The organism is Desulfomicrobium macestii (assembly GCF_014873765.1).
GTDB lineage: Bacteria > Desulfobacterota > Desulfovibrionia > Desulfovibrionales > Desulfomicrobiaceae > Desulfomicrobium > Desulfomicrobium macestii.
In genome coordinates this window covers 37,173-52,395 of record NZ_JADBGG010000019.1, presented here as the reverse complement: position 1 = coordinate 52,395, position 15,223 = coordinate 37,173, and the positions used below count along the sequence as shown (strand labels likewise).

The following is a 15,223-nucleotide window of genomic DNA, read 5'->3' as shown; positions in this document are numbered from 1 at the left end:
AAAAAGAGCCTTCTCCGCATGCCGTGGAGAGGGCTCTTTTTTTTTGAGATATGAACGCGGGCCTACATGGCCATGAGGCGCGCCACCCGGTCCTCGGTCGCGGGGTGGGTGGAAAAGAGGCTGGCCATCTTTGACGCGCTGAGCGGATTGACGATGAACATGTGCGAGGTGGCCTGGGTGGCTTCCTGCATGGGCGCGCCGGATGCGGCCTGCTGCAGCTTCACGAGCGCGCGGGCCAGGGCCTTGGGATTGCCGCACATTTTCGCGCCGCCCTCGTCGGCCATGAATTCACGCGAGCGTGACACGGCCATCTGGATGAGCATGGCCGCGATGGGGGCGATGATGGCCATGGCCAGGCTGCCGAGCACGCTGCCGCCGCCTTCCTCGTCGTCGCTGCGGCCCATGCCGAAGATGGCCGCCCACTGGAGCATGCTGCCGAGCATGGAGATGGCTCCGGCGATGGTCGCAGCGATGGTCGCGATGAGGGTGTCGCGGTTCATGACGTGAGTCAGTTCATGGGCCATGACCCCTTCAAGCTCCTCGCGCGAGAGGATGCGCATGATGCCCGTGGTGGCGGCCACGGCGGCATTTTGCGGATTGCGCCCGGTAGCGAAGGCGTTGGGGCTGTCCGAGGGGATGACGTAGACCTTGGGCATGGGCATGCCAGCCTTGCGTGCCAGGTTTTCCACGATGCCGTAGAAATCCGGGCTGTCGGCACGGGTCACTTCGCGGGCCTTGTAAATCTTGAGGACGATCTTGTCCGAATTCCAGTAGGCAAAGAAGTTCATGCCGCCGGCAATGAGAAAGGCGATCATCATCCCGGACTTGCCGCCGATGGCGCCGCCCATGGCGACAAGCAGCAACGTCAGCAGGGTCAAGAGAAACGTGGTCTTGAGAAGGTTCATTTTTTTTCTCCGTTTAAATCCGGGGTAAAGAAAAAGACCTTTACCCGTGTTCATGTGGATAAAGGTCTGGCTGATCTCGAACTGTGTCGGATTCCCGGGTCCGGGCCTTGAAGCCGTACTGACGAACCACGGGGCGGCTGCCGGGATGGCCCGGGAACCGCTAGCTACTCCCCTTTGAAGAGCGTAAATTAAGTACCGGGCCAAAGGGTGTCAAGAGCCGCAGGGCGATGCTTTACAGGGCGCGAGAAAGTCATGACCGAGGCGCTATTGATTCTTTTCATCCCCGTTTGTTTCGATGTCGTCGTTGTCCCCGTTGCACTCGCAGTGGTCGTGGGCCTTGCGGTCCTCCTCTTCTCGGATGACCCGGCGCAGAACCTTGCCGACAATGCTCTTGGGCAGCTCGTCCCGGAATTCGACCTGTTTCGGGACCTTGAAGTTGGCCAGTTTTTCCTTGCAGAAGGCGACAACTTCGGCCTTGGTCAGGGTCTGGCCTTCGTGCAGCACGATGTAGGCCTTGATGATCTCGCCACGGGTCTTGTGCGTGATGCCGACGCTGACCGCCTCCTTGATGGCCGGGTGCTCGTGCAGGACTTCGTCGATCTCGCGCGGATAGACGTTGTATCCGCCGGTGATGATCAGATCCTTCTTGCGGTCGACGATGAAGAAATAGCCTTCCTCGTCCATGTAGGCGATGTCGCCGGTATAGAGCCAGCCGTTGCGCAGCACGCTGGCCGTCTCGTCGGGGCGTTTCCAGTAGCCCTGCATGACCTGCGGGCCGCGTATGACGAGCTCGCCGATCTTGCCCACGGGCAGGGGCAGGGAGCCCACTTCCATGTCCACGATGGCGGCGTCGGTGTCGGGAAAGGGCAGGCCGATGGAGCCGTTCTTGCTGTTGCCGCGCAGGGGGTTCAGATGCGTGATGGGCGAGGCTTCGGTCAGACCGAAGCCCTCGATGATGTTGGCCCCGTTGCTCAGGGTGTTGAATTTCTCCATGACCGGCACGGGCATGGGCGCGGAGCCGGAGATACAATAGCGCACCGAGGACAGGTCGTATTTGTGCAGGTTCTTCTGCTGGAGTAGCGCGATGAAGATCGAGGGCGCGCAGGGAAAGATGGTCGGCCTTTTTTTATGGATGGTCTTGAGCACGTCCAGAGGCACGAACTTGGCCATGGGTACCAGCGTCGCGCCAATGAGGGTGCCGAAATTGACGCAGACGGTCAGTCCGTAGATGTGGAAAAAGGGCAAAAGGCCGAGCATGACTTCGCCCGAGTCCTTGATGCTATGCAGGATGGCCCTGGCCTGCTGGGCGTTGTAGCCAAGGTTGGCGTGGGTCAGCATGACGCCCTTGGACACGCCCGTGGTGCCGCCCGTGTACTGCAGCGCGGCCAGGTCCGTGACCGGATCGACCGGATGCGGCGCTTCGATGGTGGCCCTTTTCAGCAGGCCTTTCCAGGGCAGCACGTGCGAATTGTCGTAGGGGATGGGTCCGAGCTTGTATTCGCGTTTGGACTTGAAGGTGTAGAGCGTGTTCAGTGGAAAATTCAGGCAGTCGGCGATGGAAGTCACGAAGATGCGTCGCAGATGCAGCCTTGAGCGCAGGGCGTCCACGCGTTTCCAGAGCAGGTTCAGGGTGATGAGTGTCTTGGCTTCGGAATCGTTGAAGTGGTGGAGCAGCTCCTTTTCCATGTAGAGCGGGTTGGTCATGACCACCACGGCCCCGATCTTGAGGCAGGCCCAGTAGCTGATGACCGTCTGCGGGCAGTTGGGCAGCATGATGGCCACCCGTTCACCGGGCTTGACCCCGGCCTTCTTCAGGTTGGCGGCGGCAAGATCCACGAGGCGCTTGAGCTTTTTGTAGCTCACGCTCCAGTTGTTGAAAACGATGGCTTGGCGGTCCGGGTAGCTGGCCGCCGCATGCTCCAGGATTTCAAAAAGCGGAACGGTTTCATAGTCCAGGTTCGGACTGACTTCCTGATCGTAGTGTTTGAGCCAGAGCCTGTTTATCCCCTCTTCAATCATGTGCCCCCCGTCGGCTGTGAATTGTGAGGGATGTCCTACAGTTCTCCGCGTATTGGCGCAAGTCTCGCAGGTCGGGGACGGCGCGAGGATTTCAGGGGCGCTCCAGGATCATGAGCACTTCCATGTGCCAGGTGCCGGGGAACATGTCGAAGAGGGTCAGGGAGGATATGCGCCATCCGGCCGCAAGCAGCGGTTTTGCGTCGCGGATGGTGTTGACCACGTCGCAGGAGACCCAGGCCAGGCGTTCAAGGCTCGGCATGCCGAGGAGGGTGCTGCCGATGCCCTTGGCTCCGGTGCGGGGCGGATCCAGGATGGCGGCGCGGGGGGCGAAGTCGCCGACCATCTTCCAGGCGGCGGGCCGCGCCAGGTTCGCGTCGCGGAAGGTGACCGAGTCAAGGTTCAGGCGCTTGGCGTTGCGCGTGCCGGTGGTGACGGCCGGGAGGGAGCCTTCCACGGCCAGCACGGTCTTGCCGCGACTGGCCAGTGGCAGGGCGAAGTTTCCCGCTCCGCAGAAGAGGTCGGCGATGCGTTCGAAGCCGTCCAGAGCGTCCACGGTGCTGCGCACCAGGTGCTGGTTCAGCGCCCAGTTGGCCTGGAAGAACGTGCCGGGCGGCAGTTGCAGGGTCAGGCCGAACTCGGGAAAGGAGAAGGGCAGCAGCACGTCGCCCTGTTCCGTCGCGGTCTGCCCTGTGTCCGGGCTGGCCGCGATGGTGAAGCGGCCGTCAGGCAGGGTTTTCGCAAGGTCGGGCATGGCCTTGGCCAGCGGCTCGCACAGGAGCAGGCAGTCGGTCAGGGGTACGAGGTCGTTGCTGGCGTGGCCCATGGCGTGGGGACGGCCCGAGCGGACATGGATCTGGCCGCGCAGGCGGTAGCGCCAGCCTTTCGGACTGGGCACGACGCGAAGCTCGGGGATGTGCAGGCCATGATCCCGGCCAAGGGCGCGGGGCAGGGCGTCGCGCAGGATGTCCGCTTTAAGCTGTGTGCCCGTTTCCGGGGCGACCATGCCGAAGCGCGACCCCCCGCAATCCGCTGCGTGAGGACAGGGATGAACTCCGCGCAGCGGCGAAGGGGTCAGGATTCTCACGGCCTCGGCCTGCAGGAAGTCCTTTGCGGCCTTGGTCACGCGCACGCTCACGACCTCTTCCGGGAGCACGCCGGGTTCGATCATGACCACCTGTCCGGAGTCCAGGCGGGCCAGACCACGTCCGCGCCAGAGGATTTTTTCGATCGTGAGGGTCAGCACATCGCCCATGCTGTTCATGTCTAGGCGAGTCCGAGCCAGGCGGTCAGGATGCGCTGGATGAGTTTGACAGCGGCCGTTTCCGAAGCCTGGGAGCCGTGGATGGGCGCGAGTTCGCACATGTCCATGCCGACCAGCTTCGGGCCCAGGCCGTCGAGCCACAGCTCCTTCCAGAAGCGGTTCATCCAGGCGTAGGGGATCCCGCCGGGTTCGGGCGTGCCGGTGCCGGGAATGACGCTGGGGTCCATGCCGTCAACGTCGAAGGAGATGTACATGGGCCTGTTCCCGACAAAGGCCCGGATGCGTTCGGCCGCCTCGCCGGGAGCGGGAAGGTCCCAGGCGAAGAGGGTCGTGAGCTCCGCCGGGCTCTGCGCGCGCATGTAGTCCCTCTGCTCCCGGCACAGGGAGCGGATGCCGATCTGGGCCAGGGGGATGCCCATTTGCCGGGCCCGGGCCATGATGCAGGCGTGGGAATACGGGCTGTCCTCGTAGCTTGCGCGCAGGTCGGCGTGGGCGTCGATGTGCAGCAGGACCAGATCGGGATGGGCCGCGTGGTAGAATTCGAAAAGGGGCAGGGGCACCGAGTGCTCGCCGCCCAGCGTCAGGACGAAATCCTTGGTTGCGTCGAGTTCCGCGAGCTGTTCGCGCATGGCCTGATGCAGCCCTTCGGGGCCGGTGGCCGGGGGATGGACCACGGGCAGCGGGGTGAAGTGGGCCAGATCGGTCAGATCGAGGTCCAATTCAGCATCGTAGGATTCTATCTGCACGCTGGCCCGGAACAGGGCCTCGGGGCCAAGACGCGTGCCCGTGCCGTAGCTGACCGTGCCTTCGTAAGGGACGGGCAGCACGTGGATGTTTCGTCCCTGCCGGGGGCCGAGGTCAAAGAATTCGTGATGCATGGTTGTCTCCGTCAAAGAGGATGGTGTGCCGTAAGGCTCTGGAAAAACGAGGGATCAGAGCGGAGTGCGGGAGCGCAGCAGAACACCGCCAATGCCGCTGCCCTTGAGCTGTTCCTTCAGGGCCAGGGCCGAATCCACGGTGCCCTGATGATGCACATAGACCCGGAACCAGGTCTTGCCTTCGTGGGTGGCCGTGACCACGGACGTCTTGAATTTCGCCGGGTCGAGTTTTTTCAGGAAGGTCTGGGCCTGCTCCATGGAAGCCAGGGCCGCGACCTGATAGTTGAAGACAAAGACCTCTTCCTTGGCTGGCTTTGCCGCCGTTGCGGGGCTCTGACCGGCTACCGCGGCCGCGGATTGCAGGGCCGCGTCGATGGGCGACTGTTCCGGCTTGGACGCGGCGGCGGCCTGAGGCTTGGGTTGCGGAGGCGTCGGAGCCTTGGCCTGCGGAGCCGGAGCCGGGGCCACGGAAGTGGGCCCCTGCTTCAGTTTGTCGAAGAATTCGAGCTCCTCTCCCTTCAGGACTTCCTCGTTCTTTTCGGTCAGCAGGGGGAAGTCTTCGGGAAGCACCTTCTGGGCCATCTCCATGGCCATCTTTTCGGGCTGGTAGCCACGCCCCACGATGACGCCGAGAATGAACGACCAGGCCATGCCGATAACCACGAGCACGGCCAGGGACAGGAAACCCGACAGGCCCAGCTGGAAGCTGAGCTTGTTCTTGTCCTTTTTCTTGGTGGTGCTTGATTTGCGTGTGATCATGGTTCCGTGAGTCCGATCGGGCTACATGCGCTCGGGGGCGCTTACTCCCAGCAGGTCAAGTCCGGCCTTGAGCACTCCGGCCACGGCCTGGAAGAGAAGGATGCGGGCCTGCAGCAGAGCCTGGTCGTCGCCGGACAGAATGTGATGCACAGTATAATAGCGGTGCAGCAGCCCTGCAAGTTCCATCAGGTAATAGCTGACATGATGCGGCGAGAGGGTCCGGGCCGCAAGTTCGAGGGTGTCCTCGAAGGCGTCGAGGGCCTTGAAAAGCGCCTTGTCCTCGGGTGTGGTCAAGAGGGCCATGAGCGCGCCGGACGGCTCGGGCAGGGCCACGCCCTGCTCCTCGGCCTTGCGCATGAGCGAGCTGATGCGGGCATGGGCGTACTGGACGTAGTAGACCGGGTTGTCCATGGACTGCTGCTTGACCACATCCAGGTCGAAGTCCAGATGCGAATCGCTCTTGCGCGACAGGAAGATGAAGCGCGCCGCATCCACGCCCACCTCGGCGCAGACATCGGCCAGGGTCTCGAACTTGCCGGCGCGGGTGGACATGGCGATCTGTTCGCCGCCCTGGATCAGGTTCACAAGCTGCACCAGGATGACCTGCAGGGATTCGCGGTCCTTGCCGAGGGCCTCGATGGCCGCCTTCATGCGCGGCACGTAGCCGTGATGGTCCGCGCCCCAGATGTCTACCATCATGTCGAAGCCGCGCGCGATCTTGTTGTCGTGGTAGGCGATGTCGGAGGCGAAATAGGTCAAGAGGCCGTCGGACTTTCTGAGGACGCGGTCCTTGTCGTCGCCGTGGTCGGTGGATCTGAACCACAGGGCACCGTCCTTTTCATAGGCCCGGCCCTCGGCCAAAAGACGGTTCAGCGATGCCTCGACCTGACCGCCGTCGACCAGGCTCTTTTCCGAGAACCAGTGCTGATGTTCGACACGAAAATCGATGAGGTCCTGCTTGATGCCGTTCAGGATGTCCGTCATGCCGCGCTCATAGCAAAGGTCCAGGGCTTCTTCCTCGGGCAGGTCGAGAAGCGCCTTGCCGCGTTCGGCCAGCAACGCGTTCGAGATGTCCCTTATGTAATCGCCCCGGTAGCAGTCCTCGGGGAAGGGGATCTCGATACCGCAGGCCTGCTGGTAGCGCACCCACACGGCCAGACCCAGAAGGCGCATCTGGCGACCGGCATCATTGAGATAGTACTCAGTCTCGACCTCGTGTCCGGTGAAGCGCAGGATGCGGGTCAGGCTGTCGCCCACGGCCGCGCCGCGTCCGTGCCCGATATGCAGCGGGCCGGTGGGGTTGGCGGACACGTATTCGACCTGCACCTTGCGGCCCTGGCCGACATTGATCCGTCCGAAATTCCCGTTGCCTTCAAGCGCCGCCAGCGCCACTTCCTGCCAGAAGACGGGCTTGAAGGTGAAATTGATGAAGCCCGGCCCGGCGATCTCGATGTCCTCGATCTCGGGGCACATGGCCAGCAGCTCGGCTTTGAGCTCCTCGGCCACGGCGCGGGGATTCTGTCCCTTCTCGCGGGGCATGACCATGGCGATGTTGGTGGCCATGTCGCCGTGCTGTTCGCTTTTGGGGGCCTCGATGGTGGTCTTGACAGGCAGGGCTGCGCCCTTGGCGGCCATGAGCGCGGTCAATTTTTCAAGAATATAGTTTTTGGCTTTCATGCCAGAGTCTCCTCAAAGGCTAGCGGCTTGTTCAAGAGTGCTGACGGACAGGGTTTCGACCCCGTCCCGGTCTTTAAGTATCTGCGAAATCATGCGCGACAGGGCCCCCTTGGGACCCAGCTCCACAAAGGAGCGCATGCCGTCGGCATACTGGTTTTCGATGGTCTGGGTCCAGTGGACGGAAGAGGTCATCTGGCGCTTCACGGTCTCTTTCAGGGCCCGTGCGTCAGCTTCGGGTCTGGCCGTGACATTCAGATAGACCGGAATCTTCGGGTCGTGCCAGTCCAGCCGGTCCATGAATTTGGCCAGTTCGTCTCCGGCTTCGCTCATGTACGGGGAATGGAAGGCGTTGCTGACCGGCAGCACCAGGGCCCGGCCCTTGTGGGGCTTGGCGTTCGCGCAGACATGGTCCACGGCCTGGGCGTGTCCGCTGATCACGAACTGGCCCGGGGTGTTGTAGTTGGCGATGCGGATCTCCTGTCCGGTCAGGCTGGCGGCTGCCGCGACCAGTTCCTCGACCACGGCCTGCTTGAGCTTCAGGATGGCGGCCATGCGTCCGTCCTGGTTCGTGGCCTCGTCCATGAGCTTGCCGCGCAGGCAGACCAGCTCCAGAATTTCGTCGACGGACAGGACCCGGGCCGCAAACAGGGCCGCGAACTCACCCAGACTGTGTCCGGCGACTCCGGCGGGGCTCAGCTTTTCGGCCAGAAAACACCACAGGTTCATGTTGACAACTGTCAGGGCGGGTTGCAGATTCCGCGTCACCGCCATGGCGTTTTCGTCGCCGTCCCAATATATTTCGCGCAGCGGCAGGCCGCTCAGGCGTTCGGCTTTTTTCCACAAGTCCATGGCCTCGGACCAGTGTTCCGCCAGATCCCGGCCCATTCCGGGCTCTTGCGAACCCTGGCCCGGAAAAATGATGCTCTGTGTACTCATTGTTCCTCCAATCAAAAAACTGAGCTGCTTGTATCCGCAGCCCCCACGCAGGTAAAGGGAAAATCCCCCGGGGCCGCGCCTTCCGGGCTGTGTCCCCGGGAGAAGCCCCAAGAGGTGACGCCCAGCGCAACCCGATCCTGCCGTGAACGTAAGGAATGCATATGAATTCTCATCCGGAAGCCCGTGAAGTCGCCCTCCGGGCCCAGGGTCTGGGACGGGTCCTGACCGATGACCAGGCCCGCCTTTTGAGCGTCTATCTTGGCCTGCTCGTCAAGTGGAACGCCCGCATGAACCTGGTCGGCCCCTCGACCTGGACAGAGATCCTGGACACCCTGATCCAGGACTCCTGGCATCTGGCCGACCTGCTGCACACCTTGCGGACCCAGCCCGCCCAGACCCTGGATCTGGGCGCGGGAGCAGGCCTGCCGGGCATCCCGCTGCGCGTCTTCTGGCAGTCGGGTGAATATTATCTGGTGGAGCCACGGCAAAAACGCGCCATCTTCATGGAACAGGCCGTGGCGCACATGAAGCTGCCGCTGACCAAGGTCATCTGCGCCCGCATGGAGGCCCTGCCCCCGGCGCGGCGCGAGGCGGATCTCATTGTCAGCCGCGCGTTCATGCCATGGCAGAAACTCCTCGCCGAGGTCAGAAGCTGCCTCGCCCCGCAGGGCCGGGTGCTGGTGATGAGCAACGAGTCGTCCACCGATACGGTGGATGGCTACAGCCTGGAGCTGGTTCGGGAGTATCCGGTGGCCGGGAAAAAGCGATATTTCCGGCTATTCGCCCTTGGGGGGCATGACTTCTGAGAGATGGGGCATGAGCAGGCGCGTCGCAACCTTGTCGACCTCCTCGGCCAGGTCCATGAAGCGTTCGAGATATTCAAGAATCTCGATCTTGCGATCCTCGGCGGAATAGCCGTAATCCTCCTCCAGTTGGCCGGAGGTCAGGTATTCTTCGAATTCGTTCAGGAATTTTTCACTTAGCATTGGGGCATCCTTGGGCTTGCGAGGTTCAACCGGCCTTACCTGCCACAAGAGCCCCGCATGGTCAAAGCTGGCGGCCATGGATTTTTATCAAGAATCCGGTTGACTTTGAACATCGGCTTCAATAAGAACGACTCCTCACGCCGGAGTGGTGGAATGGTAGACGCAGAGGACTCAAAATCCTCCGGGGGCAACCCCTTGCGAGTTCGAGTCTCGCCTCCGGTACCACGCAAAAACAAGGGTTCGCGATCAACAAGATCGCGGACCCTTTTTTTACGCTCAATTCCCAGTCATTTCTCCCACTTGGAATGGATATGGGATCCTAACCAGTTGCCATAGTCCGAGGAACGATCGTTCATCGCATTGCCCCGGCGTCTTTGAACCAACACTCAGACCAAACGTCTGTAAACCGCGAAAAAATGCGGGACGGGTGGGTCCTGGTGGTCGTCGTAGGCCAGAAAATGCGTCTCGGTCAGGCCCGCGCGCACGAAGCCGTCGATTTCGTGGCGGTCCAGGGCGATGGGGAAGGTTTGCGAGTGGTCGTCAATTGCGCGGCTGCGGCATGAGACGACGACCTCGCCGCCGGGTGCGACCAGTTCGGCGATGGCGCTGAGCGCCCTGACCCGGTTGGCTCCCGTGAGGATCTGGATGGTGTTGCACTCGTAGACAAGGTCGAAGCCGCGCCGCCACGAAGCCGGATGGTCGAACAGGTCGGCCGTGACGTACTCCACGGAACTGCCTGGGTAGCGCCTGCGGCACATGTCGATGGCCGAAGGGGAGATGTCGAAGCCCACGACCGAGTAGCCGCGCTCCCGCAGCGCCTCCGCGTCGTCGCCCAGCCCGCACCCGACCACCACGGCCCGCCTGCCTGCCGGAACGGGATGCGCGTCGACCCAGTCGAGGAGCAGGGGATTGGGTTCCAGATCTGCCCAGTACACTCGGTTGATGTCGCCACCTGCCCGGTCATAGAACTCCTCGAACCAGCCATCGGGGTCGCCCTTGGCGGCGTAGGTTTCGGCCAGGCGGATTGTCTCGGTTTTCGGGTTGCCCATGCTGCTCCTCATTATGATTGTCGGTTGCCCTGAATTCGCTAGTACAAAACGCCTGAATCTCAAAGCGCCGCGTGACGGGCTTCGCAGACGTCCGAAAAAATACCTTCAGCCTTGAATCCAAGTCGAAATAGCCTTATCAGTAAACCATGCGCAATTATATACACCCATATCTCTTGCGATCAGGCGCCTTGCTGGCGGGGATCATTCTTCTTGCGCTGGCAGGGTCTGTCATGTCGCCGTGGGCGGATACGGGGCAAAGGAAAGCCTATGTCCTGACCATCGACGACGCCATCGGACCCGCCACCCGCGATCACATCGTGCGCAACATAACCCGTGCGGAGCGGGACGGCGCGGAGGTGATCGTGGTGCGTCTCAACACTCCCGGCGGGCTCGACGCTTCCATGCGAGACATCATCCGCAAGATCCTGGCCTCCGAGGTGCCGGTGGCGACCTGGGTCGCGCCGTCAGGGTCCCGTGCGGCCAGCGCGGGAACATATATCATGTACGCCAGTCACATCGCGGCCATGGCCCCGGCCACCAACCTCGGCTCGGCCACACCGGTTCAGATCGGGGGCGGTGATTCCGACAAGTCGCCATCGGCCTGGGAGCGCGCAAGGGATGCCTTGAGAAAGAGCGCGGACAAGAACGGCACAGAGGGCTCGAACGCCACGGAGGAACCCGAAAACCTGCCGGACGACGCCATGGGCCGCAAGGTCGTCAACGACGCAGTGGCCTACATCAAGGGCTTGGCCGAGCGGCATGGACGCAATGCCGAATGGGCCGAGCGCGCGGTGCGGGCAGCCGTCAGCCTGACCTCGTCCGAGGCGCTGGAGCAGGGCGTCATCGATTTGATAGCCGCGGACCTGCCCGAACTTCTTGAAGCCATGAATGGGCGCGAGGTGCGCATGGCAGACGGCACGCGCACCCTCGATACGGCTGGCCTGACGGTGGTCGAGATCGAGACGGACTGGCGCACCGAGCTGCTGGCCATCATCACCAACCCAACCCTGGCCTACATGCTGCTGATGATCGGCATCTACGGCCTCATCCTCGAAGGCTACAATCCGGGCGCCATGGTGCCCGGCGTCATCGGCGGCATCTGCCTGCTGCTGGCCCTGTATGCGTTCCAGATTCTGCCCGTGAACTATGCCGGGCTGGCCCTCATTCTGCTGGGGCTCGCGCTGATCGGGGTGGAGCTTTTCATCCCGGCCTTCGGGATTCTGGGCATTGGCGGCATTGTTGCCGTGGTGTTCGGATCGGTCATCCTGTTCGAGGGCGATATTCCCGAATTCCGCATCAACACGGGCGTCATCGCCGGCATGGGCGCTGGTTCGGCCCTGGTCTTCGGCGGTATCGTCTGGGTCGCGGCGCGCACCTTGCGCAAGCCGCGCCTGAGCAGCCGCGAGGCCATGGTGGGCCTTGAGGCTGAAGCCATCCAGGATTTCATTGACGGATTCGGACGGGTGCATCTGCAGGGCGAGAACTGGTCGGCCCGGTCAGGGCATCCGATCCGCCAGGGCGACAAGGTGCGCATCGTGGCCATGGAGGACGAGGGGCTCGTCCTTTCCGTCACCCCGGCGCCAACCGGCAACGGCAACCAATGACAAGGAGAACCGCATGAATCCCTATTTTCTGCAATTCGTGACCTTCAGCGTCATCCTGCTGGTCGTCCTACTTTACTATACCATCAAGATTCTGCGCGAGTACGAGCGCGGAGTCGTGTTCACCCTGGGCCGGTTCGACAAGGTCAAGGGGCCGGGCATGATCATCCTCATCCCCTTCGTGCAGCAGATGGTCCGGGTGGATCTGCGCACCGTGGTCATGGATGTCCCGACCCAGGACGTCATCTCCCACGACAACGTCTCCGTGCGGGTCAACGCCGTGGTCTATTACCGGGTCATCGATCCGGAAAAGGCCATCATCGCGGTCGAGCACTTCATGGACGCCACCAGCCAGCTGGCCCAGACAACCTTGCGTTCGGTGCTCGGAAAACATGAGCTCGACGAGATCCTGGCCGAGCGCGACAAGCTCAACGAGGACATCCAGAAGATTCTCGACCGCCAGACCGATGGCTGGGGAATCAAGGTCTCCAACGTGGAGATCAAGCATGTCGATCTCGACGAATCCATGATCCGGGCCATCGCCAAGCAGGCCGAGGCGGAACGGCAGCGGCGCGCCAAGGTCATCCACGCCGAAGGCGAGCAGCAGGCCGCGCAGAAGCTGGTGGAGGCGGCGGAAAAGCTCTCCGAGAGCCCAAGCGCGATCCAGCTCAGATACCTCCAGACTCTTGGGGAAATAGCCGGAGAGAAGAACTCGACCATCGTCTTCCCGGTCCCCATCGACACGCTCAAGTCCCTGTTTGGCGGAAAGTCCTAGCTCCTCTCCGGGCAGAACTGCCGTCCCGAGGACGCGGGCGCGAGGCAGAGACGACTCGCGATCGAACATGAAAAAGGCCCTGCGATGATCCGGAATTGATCGTCGCAGGGCTTTTTGTTCCGGCCTCTTTCTGACGGCAGGCTCCTGGTCCGCTTCAAGCAGGGGCGGGCCGGGAAATCCCGGCACCGCCAGGGTCATTGCCTCAGCGCACCTTGAATTGCCCCACCAGCATCTTGAGCTGCTCCGACAATTGGGCCAGCTCCAGCGCTCTTTCCTGGACGAGTTCTCCGCCCTGGCGCAGTTCGCTGGTGACATTATCCACATTGGTGATGTCCTGCGCGATGTCGGACGATGCGGTGGACATCTGGGCGATGAGCGAATTGGCGTCCTGAACGCCGGTCGTGGCCTGGGCGATGTTGGTGGCCACTTCGCGAGTTGCCATGGCCTGCTCCTCGATGGCGGCGGCGATTGTGGTCACGATGTCGTTCACGTCCTGAATGACCTGCACGATGCTCTGGATATCGTTGACGGCGGTGCCCGTTGCCGTCTGGATGCCGCTGATCTTTGATCTGATGTCGTCGGTGGCGGCAGCTGTTTTCTGCGCCAGCTCCTTGATTTCATTGGCGACAACGGCAAAACCCCGACCCGCTTCACCAGCTCTGGCCGCCTCTATGGTGGCGTTCAGGGCCAGCAGGTTGGTCTGGGCCGAGATGTCGTTGATGGCTTCGGTGACCTTGCCGATTTCGTTGGCGGAAGTGCCCAGATCCTGGAGCATTCCGGAGAAGGTGTCGATCTTCTTGGAAGCTGTGTCCGTAGTCGAGCGCGCGCGTTCCGTGTTGTCGGCAATCTCGTTGATGGTCGTGCTCATCTCTTCGGTGGCCGAAGCCACGGAACTCAGGTTTGTCGAGGTCTCTTCCATGTTGGAGGACACGGAGATGGTGTTGGCGCTCAATTCCTCGGCTGCTGCCGCCACGGTGGTGGTGCGGGATGCCAGGTCCTGGACGCCCCGGGAGGATTTTTCGCTGATGTTCGACAAGCCCGCGGCGGACGAGGTCAAGGTTCCGGCATTATCGCTGATTGAACCGATGATGCCTTGAAGCTTGCTGACGAATGCGTTGAAATAACGGGCCATTTCGCCGATTTCGTCCTTGCTGTCGGCCTCCAGTCGTTTGGTCAGGTCACCTTCGCCTTCGGAAATATCCTTGAGCATGGTCACCATGCGGCCAATCGGCAGGACTATCTGCCTGGTGATGACGAAAACGGCGCCGATCAGCAGGGCCAGGCCGCCCAGGCTCAGCCCCAATAGCAGAAGCTGCACATTGCGGGCGTTTTCGAACATCTTGTCCTCGGGAATGCCGACCACGAAACTCCAGGCGCCCTCGGCTCCTTCCAGGGCCACGGGAGTCATGCAGTAGAGCATGTCCAGGCCGGAGGATTCGGACTTCTGGGAAAAGAAGGCCTGGGAGCCTTCCTTGAGGGCCTTGGCGACGCTTTCCTTGTTGGCGCCGACCAGAAATTCGGAGAAGTTTTGGCCGATCCTGGCCTTGTCCGGGTGGGCCACGATCATTCCCGTGTCCGACAGCAGCAGGCCGTATCCGTCATCGAAAACCTTGATGCGGGAGGCGACGTCCTGCAGGTTCTCAAGGCTCAAGTCCAGGCCGACCACGCCCGTTCCCTCTTCGGTCAGGGGCACGCATACGCTTATCATCATGCGGTCCATGCCCGCGACTTCATATACCGTAGGTTCGGTCACGAGCATTTTTCCGTTCTGCAAGGGATACCAGTACCATTTGTCGGCGTCGTCGCGACTCGAAGAGGCGGACGCGGTGGTGTGGGTCTCTTCGATCCCCTTTTGTCCCCGGATGAAATAGGGGAGAAATCGTCCCGACTCCTCGTGCAGGGCGTCGGCACTCACGTGCGCATGATCCCGGCCGTCAAACGCGTTGGGGTCCCAGGCCGTCCATGTCCCGAAAATTCCGGGGAAGGCCTCCAGGGTTTTGCGCAGCAATCCCGTCACCACCGGCCGCTCGGGGATGTTCTGGCTGCGCTCGTTGGCAACCGCCGCCGCCATGGCCTTGGCGGCCCCGATGGCGGCGTCGAGTTCCCCCTTGACCATGTTCGCGTAACGCTGACTGATCTCCAGTGAAAGATTGCGGATGTCCTGGACGGCCTTTTCCTTGATCTGCATTTGCACCAGAAACATGATCAGACCGAAAATCATGACGGAAACCACGCCCACGGGAATAAGAATTTTGTAGCGCAGTTTGAATCGGTTCAGCATGCGTTTCTCCTTGTTTCAGCATGATGATAATTGGGTAGCCACGAGCGGCGGGTGTTTTCAGGCCTGATGGCCGGGGTCTTCGGAACGCGGGATGCC

Annotated in this window: 13 protein-coding genes and 1 tRNA gene; 4 read left to right on the top strand and 10 right to left on the bottom strand. The window is 62.0% G+C overall.

All coding sequences use genetic code 11. From position 1 onward, the window contains the following. Positions 1–62 precede the first annotated feature (62 nt). The 7 genes from htpX to H4684_RS12720 form a co-directional block, all read right to left on the bottom strand. A complete protein-coding gene (gene htpX / locus H4684_RS12750) occupies positions 63–905 on the bottom strand; it encodes a zinc metalloprotease HtpX (protein WP_192624022.1) in 843 nt (280 codons plus the stop codon). 264 nt (positions 906–1,169) lie between these two features. After that, entirely contained in the window at positions 1,170–2,924 is a 1,755-nt protein-coding gene (locus tag H4684_RS12745; protein WP_092191274.1) for a long-chain-fatty-acid--CoA ligase, read from the bottom strand. 91 nt (positions 2,925–3,015) lie between these two features. Then, on the bottom strand, positions 3,016–4,185 hold the full coding sequence (locus H4684_RS12740) for a class I SAM-dependent RNA methyltransferase (protein WP_192624021.1): 1,170 nt from the start codon (positions 4,183–4,185) through the stop codon (positions 3,016–3,018). Positions 4,186–4,187: 2 nt separating this feature from the next. Continuing rightward, positions 4,188–5,063, bottom strand: coding sequence for an agmatinase (gene speB / locus H4684_RS12735; RefSeq protein ID WP_192624020.1), 876 nt, complete (start codon positions 5,061–5,063; stop codon positions 4,188–4,190). A 54-nt stretch (positions 5,064–5,117) separates the two neighbouring features. Beyond that, positions 5,118–5,822, bottom strand: coding sequence for an SPOR domain-containing protein (locus H4684_RS12730; RefSeq protein ID WP_192624019.1), 705 nt, complete (start codon positions 5,820–5,822; stop codon positions 5,118–5,120). A 21-nt stretch (positions 5,823–5,843) separates the two neighbouring features. Further along, positions 5,844–7,499 (bottom strand): arginine--tRNA ligase, encoded by a 1,656-nt coding sequence (gene argS, locus H4684_RS12725; RefSeq protein ID WP_192624018.1) that lies wholly within the window; start codon positions 7,497–7,499, stop codon positions 5,844–5,846. Between the two features lie 12 nt (positions 7,500–7,511). After that, complete coding sequence (locus H4684_RS12720; protein WP_192624017.1) at positions 7,512–8,435, bottom strand: ACP S-malonyltransferase; 924 nt, start codon at positions 8,433–8,435, stop codon at positions 7,512–7,514. A 161-nt stretch (positions 8,436–8,596) separates the two neighbouring features. Between H4684_RS12720 and rsmG the strand changes: the two genes are divergently transcribed. Beyond that, entirely contained in the window at positions 8,597–9,241 is a 645-nt protein-coding gene (gene rsmG / locus H4684_RS12715) for a 16S rRNA (guanine(527)-N(7))-methyltransferase RsmG (protein WP_192624016.1), read from the top strand. Here rsmG and H4684_RS12710 read toward each other — a convergent pair. Continuing rightward, complete coding sequence (locus tag H4684_RS12710) at positions 9,212–9,421, bottom strand: hypothetical protein (protein ID WP_092191288.1); 210 nt, start codon at positions 9,419–9,421, stop codon at positions 9,212–9,214. The genes rsmG and H4684_RS12710 overlap by 30 nt on opposite strands. A gap of 139 nt (positions 9,422–9,560) precedes the next feature. Here H4684_RS12710 and H4684_RS12705 point away from each other — a divergent pair. Further along, positions 9,561–9,646: transfer RNA gene (locus H4684_RS12705), tRNA-Leu, on the top strand. 161 nt (positions 9,647–9,807) lie between these two features. Here H4684_RS12705 and H4684_RS12700 read toward each other — a convergent pair. Then, positions 9,808–10,470, bottom strand: a complete 663-nt coding sequence (locus H4684_RS12700) for a class I SAM-dependent methyltransferase (protein ID WP_192624015.1) — start codon at positions 10,468–10,470, stop codon at positions 9,808–9,810. Positions 10,471–10,616: 146 nt separating this feature from the next. Between H4684_RS12700 and H4684_RS12695 the strand changes: the two genes are divergently transcribed. Together H4684_RS12695 and H4684_RS12690 are read left to right on the top strand one after the other, a co-directional pair. Further along, positions 10,617–12,074: an NfeD family protein gene (locus H4684_RS12695; RefSeq protein WP_192624014.1), complete on the top strand. Its 1,458-nt coding sequence runs from the start codon at positions 10,617–10,619 to the stop codon at positions 12,072–12,074. Between the two features lie 13 nt (positions 12,075–12,087). Beyond that, the gene (locus tag H4684_RS12690) at positions 12,088–12,846 is read left to right on the top strand and encodes a slipin family protein (protein WP_092191294.1); all 759 of its coding nucleotides are present in this window, start codon (positions 12,088–12,090) and stop codon (positions 12,844–12,846) included. A 202-nt stretch (positions 12,847–13,048) separates the two neighbouring features. On the opposite strand, the gene H4684_RS12685 is transcribed toward H4684_RS12690, so the two are convergent. Continuing rightward, a complete protein-coding gene (locus H4684_RS12685) occupies positions 13,049–15,127 on the bottom strand; it encodes a methyl-accepting chemotaxis protein (RefSeq protein WP_092191296.1) in 2,079 nt (692 codons plus the stop codon). Between the last annotated feature and the right edge of the window lie 96 nt (positions 15,128–15,223).